General features: G+C 37.6%; 30 protein-coding genes. 6 read left to right on the plus strand and 24 right to left on the minus strand.

Annotated elements, in window-relative coordinates:
* Positions 1-366: 366 nt before the first annotated feature.
* The 12 genes from spo0A to nusB form a co-directional block, all read right to left on the minus strand.
* Positions 367-1,158, minus strand: a complete 792-nt coding sequence (gene spo0A / locus MY533_RS13555; RefSeq protein ID WP_132356656.1) for a sporulation transcription factor Spo0A — start codon at positions 1,156-1,158, stop codon at positions 367-369.
* A 340-nt stretch (positions 1,159-1,498) separates the two neighbouring features.
* A complete protein-coding gene (locus MY533_RS13560) occupies positions 1,499-2,446 on the minus strand; it encodes a SpoIVB peptidase S55 domain-containing protein (RefSeq protein ID WP_132356657.1) in 948 nt (315 codons plus the stop codon).
* A gap of 119 nt (positions 2,447-2,565) precedes the next feature.
* The gene (recN, locus tag MY533_RS13565; protein ID WP_248716389.1) at positions 2,566-4,257 is read right to left on the minus strand and encodes a DNA repair protein RecN; all 1,692 of its coding nucleotides are present in this window, start codon (positions 4,255-4,257) and stop codon (positions 2,566-2,568) included.
* Between the two features lie 35 nt (positions 4,258-4,292).
* Positions 4,293-4,742 carry a transcriptional regulator AhrC/ArgR gene (gene ahrC, locus MY533_RS13570; RefSeq protein ID WP_079561797.1) on the minus strand — a complete coding sequence of 150 codons (450 nt, stop codon included), beginning with the start codon at positions 4,740-4,742 and terminating at the stop codon, positions 4,293-4,295.
* A 100-nt stretch (positions 4,743-4,842) separates the two neighbouring features.
* Positions 4,843-5,661, minus strand: a complete 819-nt coding sequence (locus tag MY533_RS13575; protein WP_248716390.1) for a TlyA family RNA methyltransferase — start codon at positions 5,659-5,661, stop codon at positions 4,843-4,845.
* Entirely contained in the window at positions 5,661-7,562 is a 1,902-nt protein-coding gene (gene dxs / locus MY533_RS13580; protein ID WP_248716391.1) for a 1-deoxy-D-xylulose-5-phosphate synthase, read from the minus strand. Before dxs ends, MY533_RS13575 begins: the two co-directional genes overlap by 1 nt.
* 164 nt (positions 7,563-7,726) lie before the next feature.
* Positions 7,727-8,608: a polyprenyl synthetase family protein gene (locus MY533_RS13585; RefSeq protein WP_248716392.1), complete on the minus strand. Its 882-nt coding sequence runs from the start codon at positions 8,606-8,608 to the stop codon at positions 7,727-7,729.
* A 3-nt stretch (positions 8,609-8,611) separates the two neighbouring features.
* Positions 8,612-8,845, minus strand: a complete 234-nt coding sequence (xseB, locus tag MY533_RS13590; RefSeq protein WP_053483717.1) for an exodeoxyribonuclease VII small subunit — start codon at positions 8,843-8,845, stop codon at positions 8,612-8,614.
* A gap of 2 nt (positions 8,846-8,847) precedes the next feature.
* Positions 8,848-10,200: an exodeoxyribonuclease VII large subunit gene (gene xseA / locus MY533_RS13595; RefSeq protein ID WP_248716393.1), complete on the minus strand. Its 1,353-nt coding sequence runs from the start codon at positions 10,198-10,200 to the stop codon at positions 8,848-8,850.
* A gap of 1,580 nt (positions 10,201-11,780) precedes the next feature.
* Positions 11,781-12,596, minus strand: a complete 816-nt coding sequence (locus tag MY533_RS13600; protein ID WP_248716394.1) for an undecaprenyl-diphosphate phosphatase — start codon at positions 12,594-12,596, stop codon at positions 11,781-11,783.
* Between the two features lie 147 nt (positions 12,597-12,743).
* Positions 12,744-13,610 (minus strand): bifunctional methylenetetrahydrofolate dehydrogenase/methenyltetrahydrofolate cyclohydrolase FolD, encoded by an 867-nt coding sequence (folD, locus tag MY533_RS13605; protein ID WP_248716395.1) that lies wholly within the window; start codon positions 13,608-13,610, stop codon positions 12,744-12,746.
* 33 nt (positions 13,611-13,643) lie between these two features.
* Positions 13,644-14,024, minus strand: coding sequence for a transcription antitermination factor NusB (gene nusB / locus MY533_RS13610; protein WP_248716396.1), 381 nt, complete (start codon positions 14,022-14,024; stop codon positions 13,644-13,646).
* A 248-nt stretch (positions 14,025-14,272) separates the two neighbouring features.
* On the opposite strand from nusB, the gene MY533_RS13615 reads away from it, so the two are divergent.
* Together MY533_RS13615 and MY533_RS13620 are read left to right on the plus strand one after the other, a co-directional pair.
* On the plus strand, positions 14,273-14,497 hold the full coding sequence (locus MY533_RS13615) for a hypothetical protein (RefSeq protein WP_371873257.1): 225 nt from the start codon (positions 14,273-14,275) through the stop codon (positions 14,495-14,497).
* Positions 14,498-14,625: 128 nt separating this feature from the next.
* Positions 14,626-15,795, plus strand: a complete 1,170-nt coding sequence (locus MY533_RS13620; protein ID WP_248716397.1) for an MFS transporter — start codon at positions 14,626-14,628, stop codon at positions 15,793-15,795.
* An 84-nt stretch (positions 15,796-15,879) separates the two neighbouring features.
* Here the strand turns inward: MY533_RS13620 and MY533_RS13625 are convergent, their stop codons facing one another.
* Positions 15,880-16,290, minus strand: coding sequence for an Asp23/Gls24 family envelope stress response protein (locus MY533_RS13625; protein WP_132356667.1), 411 nt, complete (start codon positions 16,288-16,290; stop codon positions 15,880-15,882).
* Positions 16,291-16,824: 534 nt separating this feature from the next.
* On the opposite strand from MY533_RS13625, the gene MY533_RS13630 reads away from it, so the two are divergent.
* From MY533_RS13630 to MY533_RS13640, 3 genes are all read left to right on the plus strand, one after another.
* Positions 16,825-17,538: a hypothetical protein gene (locus tag MY533_RS13630; protein WP_248716398.1), complete on the plus strand. Its 714-nt coding sequence runs from the start codon at positions 16,825-16,827 to the stop codon at positions 17,536-17,538.
* Positions 17,535-18,131 carry a trypsin-like serine protease gene (locus MY533_RS22350; RefSeq protein ID WP_371873354.1) on the plus strand — a complete coding sequence of 199 codons (597 nt, stop codon included), beginning with the start codon at positions 17,535-17,537 and terminating at the stop codon, positions 18,129-18,131. Before MY533_RS13630 ends, MY533_RS22350 begins: the two co-directional genes overlap by 4 nt.
* Before the next feature lie 128 nt (positions 18,132-18,259).
* On the plus strand, positions 18,260-18,559 hold the full coding sequence (locus MY533_RS13640; RefSeq protein WP_248716400.1) for a hypothetical protein: 300 nt from the start codon (positions 18,260-18,262) through the stop codon (positions 18,557-18,559).
* A gap of 273 nt (positions 18,560-18,832) precedes the next feature.
* On the opposite strand, the gene MY533_RS13645 is transcribed toward MY533_RS13640, so the two are convergent.
* Both MY533_RS13645 and MY533_RS13650 read right to left on the minus strand, forming a co-directional pair.
* On the minus strand, positions 18,833-18,991 hold the full coding sequence (locus tag MY533_RS13645) for a hypothetical protein (protein ID WP_248716401.1): 159 nt from the start codon (positions 18,989-18,991) through the stop codon (positions 18,833-18,835).
* Positions 18,992-19,207: 216 nt separating this feature from the next.
* Positions 19,208-19,390, minus strand: coding sequence for a hypothetical protein (locus MY533_RS13650; protein WP_132356669.1), 183 nt, complete (start codon positions 19,388-19,390; stop codon positions 19,208-19,210).
* Between the two features lie 311 nt (positions 19,391-19,701).
* On the opposite strand from MY533_RS13650, the gene MY533_RS13655 reads away from it, so the two are divergent.
* Positions 19,702-20,010 carry a hypothetical protein gene (locus MY533_RS13655; protein WP_248716402.1) on the plus strand — a complete coding sequence of 103 codons (309 nt, stop codon included), beginning with the start codon at positions 19,702-19,704 and terminating at the stop codon, positions 20,008-20,010.
* 380 nt (positions 20,011-20,390) lie between these two features.
* Here MY533_RS13655 and accC read toward each other — a convergent pair whose 3' ends face one another.
* From accC to MY533_RS13700, 9 genes are all read right to left on the minus strand, one after another.
* Positions 20,391-21,749 (minus strand): acetyl-CoA carboxylase biotin carboxylase subunit, encoded by a 1,359-nt coding sequence (gene accC / locus MY533_RS13660; RefSeq protein WP_132356670.1) that lies wholly within the window; start codon positions 21,747-21,749, stop codon positions 20,391-20,393.
* 13 nt (positions 21,750-21,762) lie between these two features.
* A complete protein-coding gene (gene accB, locus MY533_RS13665; protein WP_248716403.1) occupies positions 21,763-22,263 on the minus strand; it encodes an acetyl-CoA carboxylase biotin carboxyl carrier protein in 501 nt (166 codons plus the stop codon).
* A gap of 190 nt (positions 22,264-22,453) precedes the next feature.
* Positions 22,454-23,011: a SpoIIIAH-like family protein gene (locus MY533_RS13670; protein ID WP_248716404.1), complete on the minus strand. Its 558-nt coding sequence runs from the start codon at positions 23,009-23,011 to the stop codon at positions 22,454-22,456.
* Positions 23,012-23,431 carry a hypothetical protein gene (locus MY533_RS13675; RefSeq protein ID WP_248716405.1) on the minus strand — a complete coding sequence of 140 codons (420 nt, stop codon included), beginning with the start codon at positions 23,429-23,431 and terminating at the stop codon, positions 23,012-23,014.
* A gap of 62 nt (positions 23,432-23,493) precedes the next feature.
* Positions 23,494-23,637, minus strand: a complete 144-nt coding sequence (locus tag MY533_RS13680) for a hypothetical protein (protein WP_166672062.1) — start codon at positions 23,635-23,637, stop codon at positions 23,494-23,496.
* 1 nt (position 23,638) lies between these two features.
* The gene (locus MY533_RS13685; protein WP_132356674.1) at positions 23,639-24,550 is read right to left on the minus strand and encodes a stage III sporulation protein AE; all 912 of its coding nucleotides are present in this window, start codon (positions 24,548-24,550) and stop codon (positions 23,639-23,641) included.
* Between the two features lie 12 nt (positions 24,551-24,562).
* Positions 24,563-24,940, minus strand: coding sequence for a hypothetical protein (locus tag MY533_RS13690; RefSeq protein WP_248716406.1), 378 nt, complete (start codon positions 24,938-24,940; stop codon positions 24,563-24,565).
* 5 nt (positions 24,941-24,945) lie between these two features.
* Positions 24,946-25,155: a hypothetical protein gene (locus tag MY533_RS13695; protein WP_012295089.1), complete on the minus strand. Its 210-nt coding sequence runs from the start codon at positions 25,153-25,155 to the stop codon at positions 24,946-24,948.
* Positions 25,156-25,291: 136 nt separating this feature from the next.
* Complete coding sequence (locus tag MY533_RS13700) at positions 25,292-26,299, minus strand: NAD(P)H-dependent flavin oxidoreductase (protein WP_248716407.1); 1,008 nt, start codon at positions 26,297-26,299, stop codon at positions 25,292-25,294.
* Between the last annotated feature and the right edge of the window lie 231 nt (positions 26,300-26,530).

The following is a 26,530-nucleotide window of genomic DNA, read 5'->3' on the forward strand; positions in this document are numbered from 1 at the left end:
TATGTCCTTACTTAGTATTTTTGACAAGAATAGATTTTGATTTTGTTTTGAAATTTGTAAGATTGTAAGCACCAAGCATTAATTTAATTTGGAAGCAGTTTTTTCTGTTTATGCTTTGGCTTAATCTGTTCTACTGTTTACATTGGATTAACTGTTATCTCAAGTTAAGATTTAAAAAAGTTAAAGAATACTTTCAAACCCTTGTATAATTCGCAAAAAAACACACCTCCATCAATCGAATTTCCGTAAACTCAACAAATGAGTGTGCGTTAATACTTACCCGCTTATATTTAAAGGTTCAAAAAGTCATTGATCGGTAAATAAATTTATAATATATTAACCTCTATTTTGCTTAATCCCTTCGGCTTAACTCGCCATCATATCAATGCGAATCTTGTCTGCAATCATGGCGATGAATTCACTATTTGTCGGCTTCGATTTTAAATGATGTACCGTGTATCCAAACATCGACGAAATCGATTCATAATTGCCACGATTCCACGCGACTTCAATGGCATGACGAATTGCACGTTCAACTCGTGATGGCGTTGTATTGAACTTTTTAGCAATTTCTGGATATAAAATTTTCGTCACAGAGCCTAATAACTCGATATCTTCGAACACCATTTGGATAGCTTCTCGCAAATAAGAGTAACCTTTAATATGAGCAGGAACGCCGATTTCTTTAATAATCGCTGTAATCGTGCTATCTAATTGATGTTGATTCAATTTTTGAGGTGCCGCTGGTTGTAAAACACTTGTCTTTTTAGGAAGTGTAGCCTTCTGCCCAGCACAATGTAAGATCTTTTGAACCAATTGATCAAATTCAAATGGCTTTAGCATGAAATAGGATGCACCTAAGTCTACAGCCTGTTTCATCACATCTTCTTGGCCAAAAGCAGTTAACATTATCACTTGAATTGATGACATTCGTTCATTTTGATACATCGACTCTAAAACAGCTAACCCATCAAGATGCGGCATTATTATATCTAGTAGCAAAATATCTGGTGTGAATTCTTCTAGCATTTGTAAACAAATTTTCCCGTTTGAAGCAGTTGCAATTATTTCAATTTCAGGATGCCCTTGAAAATACTGCTCCATCGTTTTTAACAACTCACGATTATCATCTGCAATCGCTACTTTAACCTTTGTCATTTAAATTCCTCCTTTTGAACTGTGCTTTGAATTACCCCAAAGCGTCACCTATCCCCTAATGCAATTTTTGCACACTTTGGAATTTTCGACATTTTTGTTTTAAAAACCTTTTCAATTTCCAAAAATGAGTATGTAGTCCGATACTTTCTTTTTATATCGACAAGTTATGATAAATACCTGCAAAGCTTCGAATGCTTATATCCTTTATTTTAGTGAAAAAACGGAGATAAAACTACAGTTTTTTTAAAGTGTCGCTAATCGCTTCATAAATAAACGAAATACTTGATGAACAAAATATTTTTATGAAAGAATGGAGCTACCTTTTTGGCAGCTCCTTCGTTTAAGATGATTTTTTTAACATTTCTGCTACTGTAAGCGCTGCTCCCTTTTTTGGCTCCTCCACAAACATATGTGTAACCGCACCTACAAAACGACCGTCTTGAATGATAGGACTGCCACTCATCCCCTGCAAAATACCACCTGTTTTTTCAATGAGTTTTTTGTCAGTTACTATAAATTCAAGGCGTTCATTTTCAACCTTGGTAATTTCAATTGAAAAAGTTTCTACCTTACTGCCCTCAATTGCAGTATAGATTTCAGCCTTCCCTGTTTTTATATCCTTTTCATGCATAATTTCAATTGCTTTAGGCAAACTTTGTTGATAACCGTCTTCCCAACGGCCGAAAATTCCATAAACTGTATTTTTATCGATACTTCCTAATCGATTATGTTGTTTTTCAATGGAGGATATTTTATAGCCAGGCTGACCAGGTATGCTTTTACGAATTTGTTGAATCGAAGCTAAAAAAATGGAGCCAGCATGGAAAATAGGGGCTTCTTGTAACGTTGAATCAACGATTTGGTGGCCTAATGCACCGTAATTTTTTGTCTCTGGATCAATGTATGTCAATGTTCCTACTCCATCTGTTTCATCTTTTAGAAAGGAAATAACATGTTCTGCTTCTTGCTCCTGTAAATCAAGTGTCATTTCTTTTCCTTCACTTTTTATCGTCCATTTCTGTTGTCCTTGCCGAGCAACAGCTTTTTTGGCATCTACAAGTGTTTTTACTGTAATATCATTTATTTTTTCAATTACAGCGCCTCCTTTCATCCACTGATTGGAAGCTAACAGCACATCATGTGCTACAAATACATGTGATAGCTGAAGTTGAATACCAATTGCTTCGCCCATCGGAATTAGCTTTTTTGCGGCAAAAGCCTTTACGGGCATGAATAATAAAACGATGAGCATAGGCAAAATGACAAATTGACGCCAACGACGATACATACGACACCTCCTTTTTATTTTTGTCTTTTTACTATGTGTTTTTGTGGCGTTCTTATAAGCGGTAAATATTTGCGCAAAAAGAAAAAACCCAGAAACAACAGTGTTTCTGGATTCTTTTGCTATCTCATTTGTTTTTTTCGTGCATTCGCCATTTTTAAGAGCTCTGTGGCGTGTTGCAAAGTTAAATCTGTAATTTCCGCTCCAGACATCATGCGACTGATTTCTTCAATACGAGCGTTCGTATCTATTTCCAGCAATGACGTAAATGTTCGATCATGCTCGACTTCTTTTTTAATAAAATAGTGATGATCGGCCATCGCAGCCACTTGCGGTAAATGCGAAATACATAAAACTTGAGAATTAACAGATATTGCAGCAATTTTTTCTGCGATTGCTTGTGCTACACGACCACTTACACCAGTATCTACCTCATCAAATATAATAGATGTTATGCCATTTGAGGATGAGAAAATCGTCTTTAACGCAAGCATCATACGCGATAATTCTCCACCAGAAGCAATTTTCGGTAAAGATTTTGGCGGCTCGCCTACATTCGTAGAAATATAAAAAATTACTTGGTCTTTCCCATTTGCATCAAAGTAAGGCAATTCATCAAAATTAACAATGAATTTTGCTTTTTCCATATGTAATTCACGTAGTTCGGCCATAATAGCTTCACTTAAATTATGTGCAGCGTCCTTTCGAACAGTAGAAAGTTCTGCAGCAAGTTCATTTAATACTGCTTCCATTTCCGATACTTTTCGTTCTTTTACTTGTAAAATTTCGTCTCGATTTAAAAGCTCATTTAACTCTGTTTTAATTTTATCGTAATACGCTAATATTTCTTCAACTGTTGAACCATATTTACGTTTCAAATTTTGTATTAAGGCTAAACGTTGCTCAACTTCATTTAATCGAGCCGGATCAAATTCTAATTCATCCAATACATTTTTGACCTGGTAAGCAGCATCCTGTAATGCATAAAAGGCAGTCGTGACAGATTCTGAAGCTTCTTTAAATTGCTCGTCAATTGTCGCAGCATCCTCTAATGCACCCATCGCATTGCCAATCCAGTCAAGGCCTTTAGAATCACCCTGAATAGCTTCATATGCCGCACTCGAGCGTTCGAAAATCTTATTGAAATTCATTAAACGGCGACGTTCATCCAGTAACTCATCTTCCTCGCCAAGTTTTAAATTGGCATCCTCTAGCTCTTTCATTTGGAATTGGTACAAATCAATACGTTGTGCCATTAACTGTTCGTCAATCGAAATCGAAGCTAATTCTTTTTTTAATGAACGATATTCTTCGTATTGAGAACTGTACAAATTTTGAATAGGTGTCAGTTGTTCCTCAGCAAAATGGTCAAGTAAATAAATATGCTGTTTCTCATCCATAAGTTCTTGATTTTCATGCTGTCCATGAATATCGATAAGGCTAGACCCAATATCACGTAGTACAGACAACGGCACAAGTTTTCCGTTTACTCGACAAACACTTTTTCCAGTATCATTTAAATCACGGCGCAAAATAATGGTATCTTCTTCTATTTCTATGCCTGCCTCTTCAAGTTTCTTATAAACAGGATGCCCCGAACTTGAAATTTGAAATAAACCACCTAATTCAGCCTTTTTAGCTCCATGACGAATAAATTCGGAATTGCCTCGGCCACCAGCAAGTAAATGCACGGCATCGATAATAATTGATTTTCCTGCACCCGTTTCACCTGTTAAAACTGTTAAACCATCTAAAAAACTAACTGTTAAATCCTCAATGATGGCAAAGTTTCGAATACTAAGCTCTCTTAACACAAATTGTCACCTCTGTATCAAATTACCCTGCTATTTTACAGCATTTCTAATAAGCGATTTTTTGTATTTTCACGCTCATCTTCGTTACGACAAATAATTAAAATAGTATCGTCTCCAGAAATAGTACCTAAAATTTCAGGCCAATCTAAATGGTCAAGTAGTGATGCAATAGCATTGGCATTACCAGGAAGAGCCTTCATAACTAAAAAGTGTGATGCACCATCAATGCTGACAAAAGCATCGGCTAACGCACGGTGTAATTTTTGTATTGGATTGAAACGTTGGTCTGCGGGCAAGCTATATTTATAGCGTCCATCCTGCAAAGGTACTTTCACAAGATGAAGCTCTTTAATATCACGTGATACTGTTGCTTGTGTCACATTATAGCCTGCATCCTTTAAAAAATCGACTAAATCATCTTGTGTTTCAATTTCATGATTGGCAATAATATCCCGAATTCGTATATGCCTCTGTCCTTTATTCATGTCGGTCACCTCTTATAAATAGTTGAATATTTGTATATTTACACTACCATTTTAAACATAAAAGCACAAGAAAAAACACGGCTCTGTAAATGAGCACGTGTTATTTTAGTGCACTATGCGCTTCTTCAACGAGTGCATTAAAAGCTGTATATGCAGGAATTTCTTCATCACCGATAGGATTCACTAAATGGAATAAAAATTCAATATTTCCCTCGCCCCCTGTAATTGGTGAAAACGAAGCATCCTTAACGACAAAGCCAACCTCTGTCGCCATTGCAGCAGTTTTTTCTAAAACTTCTAAATGTACTTTTTTATCACGAACAATGCCTTTTTTACCGACATTCTCTTTCCCAGCTTCAAACTGAGGCTTCACTAATGCCATTACATCGCCACCTGGCATTAACAAAGTTTTTAAGACAGGTAAAATAAGCGATAGTGAAATAAAGCTAACATCAATTGTAGCAAAGTCTGGCAAGCCCTCTGTTAAATCTGGCGCTGTCGTATAGCGGAAATTTGTTTTTTCCATGACAGTTACACGTTCATCAGAACGGATCTTCCATGCTAGTTGGTTAGAACCAACATCTAATGCATAGCAATGTCTTGCACCATGCTGTAATGCGCAATCTGTAAATCCTCCTGTAGAGGAGCCAATGTCAAGCATTAGCTTCCCCTCTACAGACATATCAAAAATTTGTAGCGCCTTTTCAAGCTTCAAGCCGCCACGACTAACATATTTTAAATCAGAGCCTTTTACTTGTAGTGGTGCATCTATAGCAATTTTTTCCCCCGCCTTATCGATGCGAGTTTCATTAGAAAAAACAAGCCCTGCCATAATAGAGCGCTTTGCTTTTTCTCGTGTTTCGCATAGTCCACGCTCTACAAGTAAAATGTCTACACGTTCTTTTGGTTGTTTTGTCATTATTTATTTAAACCTACTTGCTGTTTTTGTTGAAGTAACACATGCAGACGTGCCACTGTATCCTCAGCCGTCATATGAATTTCAGCGAGAAGCTGATCTACATTACCATGCTCAATAAAATGATCAGGGATTCCCATACGATCAATTATTGCACTTAAATAGCCATGGTCATGGGCAAATTCTAATACACCACTACCAAAACCACCTTGTAGTACCGCCTCTTCAATCGTCAATATTGGCTTTCGGCTTGTTAATATACGGTGAAGCATATCCTCATCCATTGGTTTAATGAAACGTGCATTGACTACTTCTATCTCAACACCTTGCTGCGCTAAAATATTGGCTGCTTCCATTGCCATAGAAATCGTCGTACCAAAGGTTAAAATCGTTGCATCTTTCCCTTCACGTAACACTTCCCAGCTACCAATTGGTAACGCCATAAGCTCATCATCTAACGGAACGCCTATACCATTGCCTCGAGGATAGCGTAATGCAATTGGACCACCATCGTAGTCAATGGCTGTTTTCACCATATGCTGACCTTCATTTTCATCTTTTGGCATCATAATTGTCATATTTGGTATATGACGAAGGAATGCAATATCAAATACGCCTTGATGTGTTTCACCGTCCGCGCCAACTAAGCCTGCACGGTCAATTCCTATAAAGACATTTAAATTTGGACGTGCAATATCATGTAGTACTTGGTCATAGGCACGTTGCAGGAATGTTGAGTAAATGGCTAAAAACGGCTTCATGTTTTGTGTCGCTAAACCTGCCGCCATCGTTGCTGCATGTTGTTCAGCAATCCCTACATCAAAGAAACGTTCTGGGAAATCCTTTTGAATCCCTTGTAATTTTGAACCTACTGGCATTGCTGGCGTAATCGTGACAACACGTTTATCCTCATGAGCAATTTTGCGGACAGTCTCAGCAATCAGGCTACTCCACGCTGGACCTTTCACCTCGGACTTTACAAAGGCACCGTTTTCAATTTTATACGGACCTGTCCCATGCCAATTACCAATTGTATCGTCTTCAGCAGGTTTATAACCTTTACCTTTTTTCGTAATGACATGAACGAGCACTGGCCCTTTCACTTTTTTAGCTTGTGATAATGTTGACTCAAGAGCATCGAAATCATGTCCATCAATCGGACCAAGATATTTAAAGCCTAGCTCCTCAAAGAACACACCTGATACTACTAAATATTTTAAGCTATCCTTTAAGCGCTCTGCAGTTGTAGCAAGCTTACCGCCTAGCACCGGGATCTTATTAATGAGCGATTCTAGCTCTTCTTTAGCTTTTGAATATTCTTTAGCTGTACGAAGACGCCCCAGTACACTGTGTAGAGCTCCGACGTTTGGAGCGATTGACATTTCATTATCGTTTAAAATGACAATCATATTTGTTTTAGCATGGCCGATATGGTTTAATGCCTCCAGCGCCATACCGCCTGTTAAAGCTCCATCTCCAATAATTGGTATCACGAAGCTCTTTTCTTTTTTGATATCTCGCGCTGCTGCCATACCCATGGCTCCTGACAAAGATGTCGAGCTATGACCTGTCTCCCACTCATCATGTTCACTCTCCACACGCTTTGGAAAACCACAAAGCCCTTTGAACTGACGTAATGTATCAAATTGATTTGCACGACCTGTCAAAATTTTATGCACGTAAGCTTGGTGGCCAACATCCCATAAAAACTTATCTTGTGGACTGTCAAACATTTTATGGAGCATAATCGTTAGCTCCACAACACCTAGGTTCGGTCCGATATGACCACCCGTGACAGAACATTTTTCGATTAAGAAGGTACGAATTTCTTGTGCAAGTCGCTCAAGACCCTTCTTATCTAAGTTTTTTAAAAAGGCTGGACTAGTTATATTATTTAAATCCACCTTTCTCACACACCTTTTCAATAAATTATTCACCGTAATTGTGTTTCCACTATTATAACAGTGTTATTAATATGCTAAAAGTACGAACACTTTATTGTTTGCACATTGGCAAACGCCTTCACCTATTCTAGCATATTATGTCCCTTTAACGCCTTGTTTTTCCCCTAGTTTTTACGATGTACAATATAGGCTGCAAACTCACGTAATAAGCTGGCATCCACTTCCAATTTATCTAGTGCGTTAATGGCATGCTGATAATGCTCAGCAAGCTTTTCTTTTGCCCCATCTAAAGATAATAGAGCTGGGTATGTGCTTTTATCACTTGCTACATCTTTACCTGCAGTTTTACCTAGTTCTTCTGTAGTACCCTCAATATCTAAAATATCATCTTGAATTTGGAAGGCAAGACCGATATGATGCGCATATTCCTTTAAAGTTTCGCGTTCTTCTTGCATTACATCAGCTAAAACTGCTCCCGCTTCAATACTAAATCGTAAAAGAGCGCCCGTTTTATTGATATGGACATGCTCAAGCTCAGTTATGTTTAACTGACGCTTCTCACCTTCCATATCGAGTACTTGACCCCCAACCATACCTTCTGCACCAGCTGCTTTACTTAACAGATTGACTAATTCAATACGTTTTTCAGCTGATACATCCATGCGTGCTAAAATGCCAAACGCAAGTGTATTCAATGCATCGCCTGCAAGTGTCGCTAATGCTTCACCATAAACTTTATGATTTGTTGGCTTTCCTCTACGGAAATCATCATTATCCATACTTGGTAAATCATCATGGATTAATGAATACGTATGGATAACTTCAACTACAGATCCTACCGTTAAACCATCCTTCAAATCCTTATTGTAAAGTTCAAGAACAGCCAATACGAAAAGTGGGCGAATACGTTTACCTCCAGCTTTTAATGAATAAAGCATGGATTCTTTTAAATTGGCCGGTGCATCAATTTTCTCAACTAGTGCAAACATTTCAGCTTCAACTTGAGGTATGTTGCTTTCAATAAAATGTTTTAATTGCTCGTTCATTTTTTAGTTCTCTCCCTTTAGTGGATCAAATGCCGTAGTCTCACCTGTCTCTTGGACAATAGAAATTAACTGCTCCTCAGCATGTTGCAGTTTGCTATGGCAAAATTGTGATAGCTCCATACCTTGTTTATATAAATCAATCGCATTTTCTAAAGGTACATCACCTTGCTCTAACTGACGGACAATTTCCTCAAGTGCCGTCATTGCATCTGCGAAAGTTTGTTGTTTCTCTGCCACAATTATTCCCCCTCATTTTTCGGCAAGATCTTAACCACATCTGCAATAACCTTTCCATCATGGAAGGAAAGTGTTAATTGATCCTGCGGCTTTACATCAACTGCTGATTTTAACATTTGATTATCTTTATAAGCTACCGTAAAGCCCCTTGTTAAAATGGCAAGTGGATTTAATGCTTCTAAAGTTCTGACAGTTGCTTCAAATTGTTGTTTTTGTTTCGTTACATAATGAGTTGCAGCACGAGTTAATTGTTGGACGTGAGTTTCTAGCTCTCGTTGATGGAAAGCTAATGCCTTTTTGGGCGAGTGCTGCTCTACCGCACTATGTAGTTGTTGAAACCGCGCTGTTTTCTTCATCAAATCGACCTGCATGGCTTTTTGTAATCCCGTTTCAAGTTGTGCTAGCCTTTCAGTAAATGGTCGATATAGGCGTTCTGGCATTGACAACGGATAAGATTGTTGGAGCTTATTTAGACGCTGGCGTTCTGCCATAAGTTGCGCTCTTACGATTTGATGCAGTTGTGATTTTTGTGTAAGCACCCGTTGAAATAATTCTTGTTGATCAGGTACAGCCATTTCAGCCGCTGCAGTTGGTGTCGGAGCGCGCAAATCAGCTACATAATCCGCGATAGTCGTATCGGTTTCATGACCTACTGCGCTAACAATAGGGATACGGCTTCCAAAAATCGCTCGTGCAACAGCTTCCTCATTAAAAGCCCATAAATCCTCAATCGATCCACCGCCACGCCCTACAATCAGTACATCGCAACTCGCATCGTTATTTGCTCGTTCAATATTTTGAACAATATTCGGCGCTGCTTGCACTCCCTGTACAAGGGTTGGATAAATAAAAACTTCAGCAAGTGGATAGCGTCTCTTTAATGTAGTACAGATATCTCGAATGGCAGCGCCTGTTGTCGACGTTAAAACACCGATTTTTTCTGGAAACCTTGGAATTGGTTGTTTCCACTCAGGTTTAAAAAGCCCTTCTTGTTGTAACTGCTCTTTCAGTTGGTTAAAGGCAACAAACAAACTACCTATTCCATCTGGTTGCATTTCCTGTACATATAATTGATATGTACCGTAGCCTTCATAAACGTTTACATCTCCACGGATAAATACTTGCATACCTTCCTTTGGTTCAAACGCTAATTTTGTGGCTGCTGTTTTAAACATGGTAGCCGCAATTCGTGCTCCATCATCCTTTAATGTAAAATAAATATGCCCTGATTGATGAATTTTGACATTGGATAGCTCTCCCTTTACATAGACTTCACGTAAATGCGGATCAGCATCAAATTTCCGTTTAATATATTTTGTTAATGCTTTTACAGTTAAATAAGAAGCAGATGACATTTTCCCGGCTCCTTTACTAAAATCAAGTTTTTCACAAAACTACACCTATCATAACATTTTTTATTGCCCATGACGTGCCAAAATACAGTTTCGGTTGAAAAAACGACTGTCTTGGATAGAATTGAAAACCTTACTATAACATATCTTAAGATTTCATATTAGATAAAGTATGTCTTTTCGACGAAATAAGCGGTGGAGTTGCGTTTTCATTGAGCGTTTTCCCGGAGGGCGGATTTATCTACAGGGGGGCTGATTGAACCGCTAGAGCGACGGTATGAAAATGAAGCGACGGATTTAAACGACCGAGCGACGTATGAAAATGAAACGACGGATTGATCTGCTGAAGCGGCGGATAAAACAGGCCGAGTGACGGTAAGAACCCCGGCGACGGTATAAAAGCGAAACGACGGATAGACCTGTCAGAGCGACGGATTTAACAGGCCATGTGACGGATTGAAACGACGGAGCGACGGTATGAAAATGAAACGACGGATTGATCTGCTGAAGCGACGGATTCAACAAGCCATGTGACGGGAAGAACCCACGGAGCGACGGTATGAAAGCGAAACGACGGATTGATCTGCCGAAGCGACGGATAAAACAGGCCGAGTGACGGTATGAATCCCCGGAGCGACGGTATGAAAGCGAAACAACGGATTGATCTGCTGAAGCGACGGATTTAACAGGCCATGTGACGGGAAGAATCCACGGAGCGACGGTATGAAAATGAAACGACGGATTGATCTGCCGAAGCGACGGATTTAACAAGCCATGTGACGGGAAGAACCCACGGAGCGACGGTATAAAAATGAAACAACGGATAGATCTGCCGAAGCGACGGATTTAACAGGCCGAGTGACGGGAAGAACCCCGGCGACGGTATAAAAGCGAAACGACGGATAGACCTGTCAGAGCGACGGATTTAACAGGCCATGTGACGGGAATAACCACCGGAGCGACGGTATGAAAATGAAACGACGGATTGATCTGCTGAAGCGACGGATTTAACAAGCCATGTGACGGGAATAACCACCGGAGCGACGGTATTACTTTAGTTTTGTCAAATTGTCCGTGTTGGAATTCTTTGCTAAAAGTGTGAGTTGCGCTGCTAACCAAAGGAAGACGGCCGCTAAAACTTGAAAGAGCCAGAATCGCTGATAAAAGGGTCAGAATCGCTGATAAAGCATCAAACATCGCTGATAAAAGAGTCAGAATCGCTGATAAGAGAGCCAAAATCGCTGATAAAGCATCAAACATCGCTGATAAGAGAGCCAAAATCGCTGATAAAGCATCAACTGTTCTTCACCTCTGACTTTAGTTTTGTGAAATTGTCCAGCTTATGTTGGAATACGCCGCTAAAACACGAAATTCCGCCGCTAACCAAAACAAGAAACGCCGCTAAAACTTGAAAGAGCCAGATTCGCTGATAAAAGAGCAGAATGAAAGCGAAACGACGGATAAAACAGGCCAAGTGACGGTAAGAACCCACGGAGCGACGGATAGGAGTCGAATACCTACCATTTCATTTTCTTAACAAACAAGAAAACCTCACAACTTCATAAAATTATGAGGCGTTTACATTAATAAAATATTAATAGAAGCGTCCCTACAAGAAAGCAATAATATGTAAAGTAGCTAAGCTTGCCACTTTTCATGATGCCCATAAACCAACGCATTGCAAAATAAGTCATAAATAATGTCACAATAAATGTCGCAGCATAAGGAATTGCTAATGCACCTTTATTTGGCTCATCTAAAAAATCAGAAATTCCAAGGACAACTCCACCAAGACTTACAGGAATATAGAGCATGAAGGAAAATCGTAAAGCGGTTTCCTGTTTCATACCAACTGCAATGGCTGAAATAATGGTTGCTCCTGAACGGCTAATACCAGGTGTTAATGCTACAGCTTGACCAAGACCTACGATGATGGCGTCTTTCGCAGTCAAATCCGCATCCCTTTTCTTACCACGCATATTACGGATTAGCCATAGAGCAATACCTGTTACAAATAGCATAAGTGCTATCGTTGTCATACTAACATTATCCGCAATAACATCGCTTAACAAAACACCTAATACGCCCGCTGGAATAGAACCAATTACTATGAATATGGCGAAACGAAAATCAGCTTTATAACGATTCTGTCGAGTTTTCAGATACAGGAAAAAATTTGTAACGAGTCGAACAATATCCTGTCGATAAATATAAACAATAGCCAGTAATGAAGCTGTGTTTGTTAAAATAGCAAAAGTAAAACCTTGCTCACCGAGACCAAGAATTTCACTTGCAATCATAACATGTCCGCTAGATGATACAGGAATTGGCTCTGTAAACCCTTGTACAAGACCGATAATAATATGTTTAATGATCAGTATTAAATCTATGTTTTCCATAAAAACCTCCCTATTCATATGTATGACCCAAACGTTATATTAGACGTTAAAAACAATACAAAAGTTCTTGAAATACTCAGAAAATAAACAATACAAAAAAGCTACCTCAATAAATTGAGATAGCTTTTTATAAAGAGTCATTCAAAATTATAACTTAACTGTTTGTGCAAGCTTATTTTCTGCTGCTTGAACTGTGTTGAATAGTAGCATAGTAATTGTCATTGGTCCTACACCGCCTGGTACTGGTGTAATGTGAGAAGCAATACCATCGATCTCACTAAAGTTTACGTCACCGCAAAGCTTGTTGTTTTCATCACGATTAATGCCAACATCTATAACAACTGCGCCTTCTTTAACATGTTCCTTCGTAATAAAGTTTGCACGTCCAACTGCCGCAATTAAAATATCTGCTTGTTTAGTGAATGAAGGTAGGTTTGGTGTTTTGGAATGCGTATATGTAACGGTTGCATCTTTTTGTAGTAGTAGTTGCCCCATTGGTTTCCCCACGATATGACTACGACCCACGATGACCGCGTGCTTTCCTGCTATTTCAATTCCTGAATATTCAAGAAGTTTCATTACGCCAAACGGTGTACAAGGCAAAAATGTTTCTTGGCCAAGCATCATTTTCCCAACACTTACTGGTGAGAAGCCATCCACGTCTTTTTCCACAGCAATTGTGGCAATAACAGTATCCTCATCAATATGTTTAGGGAGTGGTAATTGTACTAAAATTCCATGAATATCTTCACGATTATTTAATAATTCAATTTGTGCTAATAATGCATCCTGTGTAGTTTCTTCTGGCAGTTTGATTAACTCAGAAAACATTCCAATGGCTTCACAAGATTTTTGCTTATTTCTCACATATGTAGCCGAGGCTTGGTTGTCTCCTACTAAAACAACCGCTAAGCCTGGTGTTAATCCTTGCTCTTTTAAACGCGTTACTCGCTCTGCTACTGAATTACGAATTTCTTGACCAATTTCTTTACCATTAATAATTGCACTTGACATAGACCTTAGTTACTCCTTCCAATTCAACACATTTTATTGTTCTGTAAATTTAGAAAGTACGCCATTAACAAATTTCGACGAGCCATCGTCGCCAAATGTTTTGCATAACTCGATTGCTTCATTAAGTACTACTCTTTTTGGTGTTTCTGGCATGTATAAAATTTCGTATACAGCTAGACGTAAAACCGTTCTTTCAATTTTTGGTAAACGGGCAAGTGACCACTTTTCAAGATGCTGCTCTAAAGTAGCATCGATTTCCTCTAAATGTTCAACTGTTCCAGTAACAATCTTTTCGTAGAAGACGTTTGTTGGTTGACCTTTAATATGGGCCATTGCTTCTTCTACTGTTAGTTCAGTATTGTCTAGCTGAAACAAAACTTGCAACGCTTTTTCGCGTGCCTCATGTCGTTTCATGTAAAGCTCTCCTTCTTAAGTGGCATTAAGGTTTATAATAGCATAAATTCGTACGAGAAACACGAATTCAAGCAAGTTTTCAATAATCTGATACCTTTTTCAAGCAAGTTTTTGCTTATTTTAACACCCTTTAATCAACTTTATGAAATTTAATGTTAAAAAATGAAAATCCATTATTAATGTTTAAATAACAAGAATGTTATAATCAAGGAAAATAATCTCATTTTCCGAGGTGGTCATTATGCATTATGAAGTTATTTGTACAAGCTGTAAAAGAACTTTCAAGCTATATGAAGGTGAGGAACAATATAAGCAATACAAAGAACGTAAATCCCACTTATTTTATTGCGAGAATTGTAAACATAAAATTCGTTTTGATGCCATACGAAACTTCTTTAGGAATTATTAATGGAGAATACCAACTACACTGCCCTTGGAGCATCAAAGGAGATTTATTGAGTCAACTTGTATAACTGCGACCTAATACTGCCACACTGAAACAAATCTTTTGACCCTATAGTTACTATAGGGTTTATTGTATTACATGGAAATATTCTAGTAGATTCAGATTCATTTATCGGAAAAATTGAAGGAGAACAAAATGAACAAGAAACAAATTTTAACCTTAAGTATTTTATTATCGAATTTATTCATTGCCTTTTTAGGCATTGGTTTAGTTATACCGGTGCTACCAACAATCATGAATGAGCTAAAAATTTCAGGCTCTGTTGTCGGTTATATGGTGGCAGCATTTGCTATTACGCAACTTATTGTTTCACCGATTGCTGGTAAAATGGTGGATACTATTGGCCGAAAAATTATGATCGTTGCGGGTCTTTTTATATTCGGTTTTTCAGAGCTACTATTCGGGCTCGGACGCACAGTTGAAATACTCTTTATCTCGCGTATGCTAGGTGGTGTAAGTGCTGCCTTTATCATGCCGGCGGTAACTGCCTATATCGCTGATATTACAACATTGACACAACGTTCAAAGGCACTGGGCTTTATGAGTGCAGCGATTAGTACTGGCTTTATTATCGGACCTGGGATCGGTGGATTTTTGGCCGAATTCGGAACACGCATACCATTTTACGCTGCAGGTATACTTGGATTTTTAGCAGCTATCTTGTCAATACTATTACTAAAAGAGCCAACACGTGCTTCAGATGATGTAGAGTCTGCTCCATCAATTTTAGGCAGTGTGAAACGTATTTTCAGCCCACTATACCTTATTCCATTCATCCTTATTTTCGTACTGTCCTTTGGTTTAGCTGCATTTGAATCGTTATTTAGCCTATTTGTGGATCATAAATTCGCATTTACGCCTTCAGATATCGCGATTATTATTACAGGGAGTGGAGTAGTCGGGGCCCTTGCTCAGCTAGTGTTATTCGATTGGCTGACAAAGAAAATGGGCGAAATTAATCTTATCCGTTATTCACTCATCCTTTCTGCTGTTTTAACATTTGCTATGACCATTGTTAGCCACTATTTCGCAATTTTATTTGTCACATTCTTTATTTTCGTCGGCTTCGATTTAATCCGTCCTGCCGTTACCTCTTATTTATCGAAAATTGCTGGTAATGAACAAGGATTTGTCGGTGGCATGAACTCCATGTTTACAAGTCTTGGGAATATCTTTGGTCCTATTTTAGGGGGGATAATGTTCGATATAAATTTAAACTACCCATATTACTTTGCGACAATTGTTTTAACAATCGGCGTAATTCTTGCTTTGTTCTGGAGAAAGCCAAAGCATATTGAAATATAATAAAGTAGCGATACTAATCACTGCTAATCAATTTCCGTTAACAAACGTAAAAAGAAGGATTGCCCTATAGGCAACCCTTCTTTTTTATTCTTGTACGGCTACTTCTTCTTTTTCAAAGTGAATACCTGTAATGTGTACATTCACTTCTGCTGTTTCAAGTGCTGTCATATTATAAATCGCTTGGCGAATTTGCGTTTGTACTTCCTTCGCCACTTTCGGAATTGTATAGCCGTATTTTACAGAGCAAAATACATCAATGGCAATCTCACCAGTTTCAGTAACACCCGATTTAATGCCCTTATTGTGCACCTTTTTACCGAAGCGTTCTACTACGCCAGTAGCAATATTACCACGAGTTGCCGCGACTCCTTCTACCTCGTTTACTGCTATTCCAGCAACAACCTCGATTACTTCCGCTGCTACTTCGATTTTCCCAAGTTCTTCTTTTCCAGAAGGCGTTGGTTGTACGAAAGATTGTCCTACTTTCTCTGCCATACAAATATCATCCTTTCCCTTACACATCACAAACAAATGCTGTACTTACGCTTATTATACTATAAAAAGGAAGGTTTGGCTTCGTAAAGCCGATTTAATTTATTTTGGACAGGTAATATCGATAAATTCAATAACGACTCGATAAAAACGAAAAGTGAAAACAGTCGCTACCTCATAAATATATTTTTCACCCTCCCTCTTAGTAAATTAACCAAAATTAGAGTCCAATCCTCCCTACTAGCCATTTTGCACCAGGAAACCTGGCTTTTATCACATACGACTTTCAATAATCCATAATGATAATAAGCTATAATTCACTATATATGAATCAATTTCATAAATCATATTTTCCAAAAATATCATGAACAAAAAAGAACTAAATAGTTTCAATTAGGATAGAAGAAAATTCCTTTCATTTTTTTAGTTCCCACTCCCCCTAATAAATTAACAGAATTTTCTGTTAACTAGTTTACAATATTAAATAATTATGTTTAAATTCAAGATAATACTACTAAAAGGGAGTGAGAATTAAAAATGATAACAAAATACAAAGTTTTTATTGTACCTTTAGTTTTTGTCTTTGCTTTATTGTTACTTAACACCAATGTCAGGTCTACTTATGCAAAAAAGCTAGAAGATTTGAGTAACTTTAGTAAGTTAGACACAAGTACAAAAAACACTATCCAACAATACCCTTTAGAAGTTCAAAAGAAACTTGTAACACAAGCAACAGAAATGAACGATGTTTTTAATATTCTCGACAAAGTATTCGGAAGTTACGAAGCGTTCTCCGATAAAGGCACTATATATCTATCAAATAGTGGTGAAATAATTATTGGATTAACAGGCATTTCAGATGAAAAATTAAATACTCTTAAGGCTTCTCTTCAGGTTATAGATGAAGATAATTTAATTAAATTTGAATCAGTAAAATATAGTATTAATGAGTTAGAACAAATTCAAGACGAAGTAGCACTAGCTGTTCAAAGGTTAATTGAAGATAAATCTGTAATTACAGACCTTGATTTGATTGACAAAAAAATAACTGTTTCTGTAGAAGATTTAAAAACAGATGAAGAACAAAAAATTTTATCATACCTAAATCAAAATAATTTTATAGATTTAATTCAATTAAAATCACATGATAAATCAATGAATCTTTATGGTGAACTAGCAAGAGCAAGAAATTGGACAAAATTAGGTGGAGGAATCCAAATACGTAATGCTTATGATTTACAGCGGGGATAGGAAAGAAAGGAACAAATTACTTTGTATTAACGGCTGCACATTGTCTCGATTCCAACAATACTTATGTCAAACAAGATACTGCTACTCTCGGTGTTGTTCATAGCAGAGGGCATTATTCCAATATAGACGTAGGGTTAATCCGTGTTACAACTGCAAGCACAATTACACGATATGCAACAAATTATTTTTATGAGCTTGCAGAAAATAAAGATGATTATGATAGACGAGTGACTGGAAGTAGCACACCTATTCAAGGTCAATTCGTTTGTAAATCAGGAATTACAACAGGTGTAACATGTGGAAATATATCTACATTAAAAACAACATATATTGATCCCAATGGTTTAGCACCGGGAACAAGAAATGTAGCTAGAATAACTCCTTTAAGCGGGGTTGACTATTCTCAAACAGGAGATAGCGGTGCAATTACTTATGACCCTACTACCTATAGAGTAGTGGGAATTCATAGCGGTGGTGGTGGTTTAACAGGTCTTATGACAAGGATCAACGATGTTATAAGTCTATATTCAGATTCAACTAATACATTTTCCATCTATTCAAGTTCTACAGATGCTTTATTAGTAAGTAAATAATCATATTTTTAATCTTATTCCCCTTAACAGACAACGTATGGTATCTATTCGGGGTTTCCAATTAAGAAGGAACATACATTAAAGTGTACAATTTATGAAAAATACTATATGAAAGGAAGGGGAGTTCGGTGAAAACTTCTAAAGCTTTAATTATGTTATTTATTTTTACCTTTTTTTTAGTTGGATGTTCCACAGATAGTAACGATATTGGCCCAAATATTAAAGGAGAAGTTGTACAAATAGAAGGTGACAGATTTTTAGTAGTTGATAAAGAAAGACCAGAAATACGAAAAGTATGGTTTACTACGGATGAAATTTATACTGTACGTGTTGGATTAACAGTATCTGTATGGGCTTCTGAAATTACCGCTGTTCCTAATGAAAAGGGATTTGGGGAAGGAATTGCCGAAAAAATCATTATTGAGTAAAATAACAACCGCCATAATAATGAAGGGAAAGATGAACAATAAAGATCCTCTTCCCCTTCATTATTATTACTTTTTATCTTTGATAATCCCTTGTCTTCTTGCGCCATTATCTACGTTAAGTTCATTTCCATAGTCCATTTTCCCTTTATTTTCTTTTCTTGAATCGTACAAAACATTGCTTCTTCGTTAATTACATCGTAAAGGTCAAAAACACCCCAATTGTTGAATACGTGAGAATATCCAGTCGCTTCTCACTTTATTGTGAATATGTAGTTACTGTCTCTTATCAACAAATAATAAAATTAGTGTTGCCAATGGACCTAACACAAGAGAAAGTAAAAACCAATTAAACCCCGTTCTATTCTTTCCTTGTGCAAGTGCAGCATTGATCAACGCTAATGTACCCCAGCCTACGACATATTGATTATCCATTATCTGTCCCCTCTTTCATTGAACACTGCACCGTCAGTATAGATTTTTCATACTTTTGATTATAACATATCCAAATTACATACTTCATAAAAGGCTAAATTCGAGAGGTAACCGAGCACCGGTGTCCGTTAAACTAAAACGATTGTTTATTTTCAAAAACGCCGAGCTTGGTTTTCGTGCATATTTAACGATTCCGAAAAATTGCCCACTCCCATCTTAAATAACGTCCATCATTAGCTCGATTTCGGACGCTGCGTAAATTACGTTGTTGACCGTTAAAGGTTCTCCCATGAATACATATAAAGCGCCTTGACCTTCGCTGTAATATACGTCTGTTTTACGCCCAGTCCGTTCGAGTAGTTTGCGTTGGATATTAACAATACTGACTGCAATATTCATTCCATTTAATCCCCCTTATAATTCCGTTTGTTTAAGCGTCGAAACACATAAGATGATAAATACGACTGGCGATGTAAAACCGGTTTTAACTACGTATAAAGACGAAATAAAGGCGTAATGCTTCCTCATTACTTATACCCGAGAAATACAGTTTTCAGATTTCCCTCGGTGAATCCACGCTGTCTTACCATTGATTTAGGCGGTCATTTAAAGGTAAATCGATGTGTGGTTATTTAGTCACAAGAAGGAATATTAAAATAAAACGTTGAATTAAGTTTAGAAAATTAATGAATTGGAAGTGGTCATCTAAAATGCAAGAAAAATTAAAAAGTTTTATAAACGATCCCTGGTGGTTGATTTCAACAAGTATGTCTGAATCTTTAACGAAAGAGTTAGAGAAAGAACTTTCACAAAAACACATTCTCTACGGAAAAGAAGCTGTAGCAATGGCTAGAAGAGAAGATAATGATGATATTATTTTTTGGATTAAAAAGCTAAATAAATATGCTGTTGTTCATTTAACATATTCAAAAGAAACTTCAAATGATTTCCCTATTACATTACTATTTACATTAAGTGAGTTAGAAGAATACTGTAAGACTGTTTCAAAATTTTATTAAACAAACGAAAACCTTGGCGCCCCTAACTTTCAACGGCCATTGTTAGCACACGTATTCTTTAATCGTTTGTTTGTGTGCCCGGTAAGCGCATTTGTTCTTTAACGATGATTGGCGCCGAATATGCACAAATACGATAGCTTTAAACACATAAATTAACGTCAATCATAATTGTTGGCGTTGTTATTAGCAGTTCATTTCGTTTTTATTTGGATCGATATTTTCTATATCGAAAATACCTGTACGCTGACTATTTTTACGCACAAAAAAGACCCCCTAACGATTCAGTTTCGTTAAAGGGTCTAAAATCGGAAATTCCGTTTTGTTTTATTCCTCTATTTAGCTGATAAAAATCGCACAACTATTGCGCAAGTTGCTACACCTTACTTGCTTGTCCCCAAAACATCATTCTCTTCAAGGAACTTCGTATTGAATTGTGCTGATTTGAACACGTCATTGTTCATCAATGCTTGGTGGAATGGAATTGTTGTATTGATACCAGGACCAGATACTTCGAATTCGCTAAGCGCACGATTCATTTTCGCAATCGCTTCTTCACGTGTATTGGCATGAACAATTAGTTTTGCAACCATAGAGTCATAGTATGGAGGGATTGTATAGCCAGCATATACAGCAGAGTCAATACGTACACCGTAGCCACCTGGAGTTACGTAAGTATCTACAGTACCAGCTGATGGCATAAAGTTTTTATAAGCATTTTCTGCGTTAATACGGCATTCAATTGCCCAACCATTTAATTGAATATCATCTTGAGTGAAAGGAAGTTTTTCACCAGATGCAATTTTTAATTGTTGTTGTACAAGATCTACACCAGAAATCATTTCAGTTACTGGGTGCTCTACTTGGATACGAGTATTCATTTCCATGAAGTAGAATTTATCTTCTTGATAGTCATAAATAAACTCGATTGTTCCGGCACCTTCATAATTACAAGCTTGTGCAGCTTTAACGGCAGCGGCACCCATTTCAGCACGACGCTCAGAAGATAGCGCTGGCGATGGAGCTTCCTCTACTAATTTCTGCATACGGCGTTGAACGGTACAGTCACGTTCACCTAAATGTACAACGTTACCATAGCCATCCGCTAATACTTGGATTTCACAGTGACGGAAGTACTCGATGAATTTTTCTAAATAGACGCCAGGGTTACCGAATGCTGCAGCAGCCTCTTTTTGCGTAATTTCAATGCCTTTTACAAGGTCTTCTTCTGTACGAGCTACACGGATACCTTTACCGCCACCACCAGCAGTTGCTTTGATGATCACAGGGTAACCAATTTTAGCAGCCCATTCTTTACCTGTTTCGATATCTGGAACAATACCAGTACCCGGAACTAGTGGAACACCTGCTGCTTCCATTGTTGTACGTGCAACGTCTTTAATACCCATAATTTTAATAGAATCAGATGAAGGTCCAATGAACTTAATGCCTGCGTTTTCACAAGCCTCAGCGAAGTCAGCGTTTTCAGATACAAAACCGTAACCTGGGTGGATACCGTCTGCCCCCGTTTTTTCTGCTACGCTCAGTAAAGCCGGGAAGCTAAGATATGAATCTTTTGATAGCTTTGGCCCGATACAATATGCTTCGTCTGCTAATTTCACATGTAATGCGTCAGCGTCTGCTTCTGAGTATACGGCAACAGATTGAATGCCTAACTCCTTACAAGCACGAATGATACGCACAGCGATTTCGCCGCGGTTTGCAATTAAAACTTTTTTCATGGTTGTGCACTCCTTACTCAGCTTTTACAAGGAATAATGGTTGACCGTATTCTACTAATTCACCGTCTTTAACAAGTACTTCAACGATTTCCCCTTGAACTTCTGCTTCAATTTCGTTGAATAGTTTCATAGCTTCTACGATACATACGATTGTTTCATTACCAACTTTGTCCCCCACTTTAACGTAAGCTGGTGAATCTGGATTTGGAGATTGATAAAACGTTCCAACCATCGGTGATACAATTTTATGTAACGATGGGTCGTTATTTGCTGGTGCTGCAGCTGGTGCTTCTTCAGCTTTTGCTGGAGTAGCTGGTGCTACAGGTGCTGCTACAGGTGCAGACTGTTGTACAACAGGTGCAACTACTTCTTTTTTAGGTGCTACAGTATCAGTAACAACAACACCATTCTTTTTTAATTTTACTTTTGCGCCATCTACTTCGTAAACGAACTCATCAATCGAAGAAGAATCTACCAATTTAATAATTTCGCGAATTTCTTGAATTTTGAACATTTCTAACTCTCCTTATGAAATAAAATCTACTACAAACACTATTTTATATTTTTTTCGAACAATTTGAAATACTTTCATGCAAATTAAGTAAATATGAACAAAATAAAAGGCTTTCCTTTAATAAACGAAAGCCTTTTCATTATACTGATATATAACAATAGTTTTAAATAAACGGAAAATTCCTATTTTTTCAATAGTTATTCGCACTGAATTTTACTTGGACATCATTTGCGCCTTCCATCTCTGTTTTTACCAAGTAAATAATTTCATTTGCTTGAGCTTTTGATAGCTCCTCCGCCATAACCGTTACCTGTACTTTCCCACCATCTGCTCGTACAAACGCATCAGAGTAACCTAAAGATTTAATAAGCATTTCTAACATTGCTTCAGAGGATTCTTGTTTAATTAGGTTATCCATGTCATTATACGCCTTACTTTTTTCTTCTGCTGTGTAATCTTTTGAACCGATCTTCTGCTCTAATTGCGAACGAAGCTGGCTTCTTTCATCACTAACTTGCATGCGCATTTCTTCAAATAAATGACTTGGCGAAGATACTTCCTTCGTCTCTCCCTCTTTCGTTGCTTCTTGATCAGTCATACCCGTTACCGCAGTTTGCTGTAATGCGTCATCTGTGAAAATAGTTAGTCCATTAAATTGTTTTGCTGGATCAACCAAATAATACACTGAGATTACCGCTACTAGACTTAATAATGTCATAAACCAAACTGTTCTTCTACGTACGCGCATTTACTTTTCCTCCTTATTTTCCATTGGAACGATAATAATTCGATGAATCGGCAATTGCATTACTTGACTAACAACAGCACGAATTTCATTTTTCACAAAGATATCTGATGCTCCTTCTGAAACAATTAGCATCCCTGTTACTTCTTTCGTACCTTGTTCAGTTCCTCGAAAATATTGACTGAATAGTTTATTGTCATCATTCTCAGCTGTCATATCTCCGTAATAAAAATAGACTTTAACCTCCCCAACACCTTTCATAGCCTTTAGTGTCTGCTCAAGTTTTTCTTCATTGTTCATCGATGTTACTTGCCCATTCGTTGTACCCGTTTGATACATTGGTAAAATGATGAAAATTCCCACGGAGGCAGCAATAAGCATTAAGACTATAAATGACGTTGTTTTTTTTCGTTTCTTTTCCACATCACTTGTACATTGCCTCCTTTCATCTTCTCTTTTTCAAGTGTATGTACGCTTGTTTCCTCCTATGAATTGATAAATGGAATCTTTAATAGCAATTGCAAAAATACTAACGTAATAACAAGCTTTGTAAGTGAAATTATTTCTTTATCATCTGTTAGAAACACAAATATCTGACAGATAAAGAGCATCGCTAATAAAAGAATCAATCTATCTCCCCCCAGCCATAACTTGCACAAAAACGATGAGGAATAAACAAGAAAACATAAATGAAAAAGCAATTAGAAATGATACAGCACATAAGGTAAATAGAGACTTACTAACATGATCAAGTAGTTTACAAATATCGTCAAAAGCAATTGGTTCTAAAATAGCAGCTAACATTTTCAATGAATACGCACTGACAACAAGCTGAACTGTTGGAATGAACGACACGGTAATAACCGCTATAAAAGCAGAAATACTAGTAATAGAAGAGGAAAATTGTGTCATATGCTGGAACATCGAAAAACTATCTACTATAAAGGAACCAACAACCGGAATATTTTCCTCTATTAATTTTTTCACAGGCTCTGCAACAGCTGCGTTGACACTAAATGCAGCCACCCCACTCGCCGACATTAAAATGATGTAACAAATTACAGATGCCGAGACGATGCTCATAATGGTAAAACGAATCAATTCGGCAATTCTCGTAAACGAAATTTCTTTAACAATGACACTGCAGACATCAAACACAATGGCAAAAAGCACTCCTGGAATAAGCCATTTACTACTAATAATCGTTAAGACTTGTACAAAGAAAAGTAAAAAAGGCTGCCAAGAAGCAATCGCTGTAATACTGCTAGATAAAAGAAAACTTGAAGTAAGAATGGGATAAAATGCAGTAAATATATGCGCAAGCCCCTGTGCTATTTCGTCTATTAAATTAAATGAGCTCACAACAACTGGTCCGATAGTTGCCAGTACAATAAGAAAAAAAAGTATCCTTGTCCCTTTTTCAAACTCTGGTAAAATCATATTAACGATCAAAATAATAATGACATAGCCACACAAAATAAGCGTCATCTTCAGCAATAGAAAAAATGGATCAGTTAAAAACGAAACTATTTGCTCTAGCAATGTCTTCGCCCCTTAGTTTAGCCGTTGTAAAATGGCCGACACCTCCTGTAAAACAGCCAAAAATTCCTTAAACCAGTACAACAAAATAACAATCTTGACCCCATCATAGACAATATGCCCGAGTACTTTATAGCTTTGTTCCACAAGTAAAAAAGACACCCATTGCCCTACATAGAAAAGGCTGGCACTTACTACAATTGCTTTTGCATATGGCAAAAAAGCTAATGTCTCAAGCAATTGCTTGATGAATGGCAATAGGAGTGTAGAAAACAACATACCAAACAGCAAAAACGAAAACATTACACTAATCAGCGCATGGAGTGGCTTTATGACTTCTTTTATAAGCAATAATAAAAGCAGCATGACGACAGCAACAATGACAATTTCCATTTACACTACCCGGAAGAGGTTAGCCATTGAAAGAATGTAAGAATTTCATTGAAAAATAGACGTAAAAATCGCAGTAATTCCGCTGTCATATATAAGTAGGCAATGAAAAATAGGAAAAATGAAAATTCTTTTTTACCTGTTTGATCAAAGAAGACATGAAGAAGCGCAACTACTAGTCCCACTCCAGCGACTCTTAATACGTCTTGTAATTCCATTTCATACGCCCCCTCGTGTACAGCAATATATGTTGCTACACTCAAAAAAAGACCTCCATACATACGTATAGAGATCTTAGTATTTTTATGAAATTAAAGATGCCTTAGCATCACTTCATCCGGAATCGGAAAGAAGTTACAGCAGCTTGGCAATAATGCTGTTCACAGTACCTGGTTGTTTCACTAAATAGCTCTTTTCACCCATCCACATCGATAAATATTCGGCTTTGCCCTGTTTTGCACTTTCTTTACGAATAGTAGTAGTTAAATCATTTTGCAATGGATAAGGTGCTACAACAGCATCTTTCATACGTTCCGTAAAAGCATTGGCTAAGCCTCTTGCTGGTTTACCAGAAAAAGCACGAGTAATCGTTGTCTGCTGCGCTTTCGATTCAAGCAAGGCTTTTTTATAAAGTGGTGAAATTTCACATTCATCCGCTACTAATAAGGCTGTACCAATTTGAACCGCTTGGGCACCCCTCGCTAGTGCTTTACTTACATCTTCCTTTGTGACAACGCCCCCAGCAGCAATAATCGGTATGGCAATTTGTCCTACTACTTGCTCCAGTAAATCTTGCAAATCAATTAATTGCATTGGTTCAGTGAAGGAACCTCGGTGACCGCCAGCTTCACCACCCTGAAGGACAACTGCTTGCATCCCTGCTTGTTCTACACGCTTTGCTTCCTCTAATGTAGTAGCTGTACCAATAACATAAACATTGTTATCCTTTAAACGTTGAATAACTTCTGCTGAAGGAATGCCAAACGTAAAGGAACAAATGGCGACATTTTCATCAAGAACAGCTTGTACTTGTTCTGCAAATACTTCCTTGGACGTGACACTTTGTACAGGTGAAAGTCCAAGCTCATCATAAAACGGTTGTAAAGCCATTCGAGCTTTTTGAAGTACATCGACATCAATACGCGGCTCTTCCTGTACAAATAAATTAACAGCAAATGGCTTTTTCGTTAGCTTTTTAACTTCCTGAATAAAACTTTTTGTTTGCTCCCCATCTAAATAGCCTGCTCCTATCGAACCTAAAATCCCTTCCTCTGCACAGGCAGCAACAAATTTTGGCGTAGTTACACCGGCCATTGGAGCCTGTATTATTGGAGACGTGGTCTCAAAAATTGTTTGTAACATTGCATTCACTCCTTACTATTATTGTAAACAACTTTTCCAAATATGACCACATATCAAATAATAAAAACTCTTTTTATACAAAGAGGTTGCTATTTCACTATCCTTTGCCACGAAAATATATGTATCCAATATGAGCGGCGCGCAAGTGTAGCTAAACGCAGCGGCAGCAACGTGTTTTGACTGACTTCCTCTATTTCAAAGGATGTTTGGGACACCCGCTGAAAGAAGTTA

This window comes from Lysinibacillus sp. Ag94, assembly GCF_023242215.1.
Classification (GTDB): domain Bacteria; phylum Bacillota; class Bacilli; order Bacillales_A; family Planococcaceae; genus Lysinibacillus.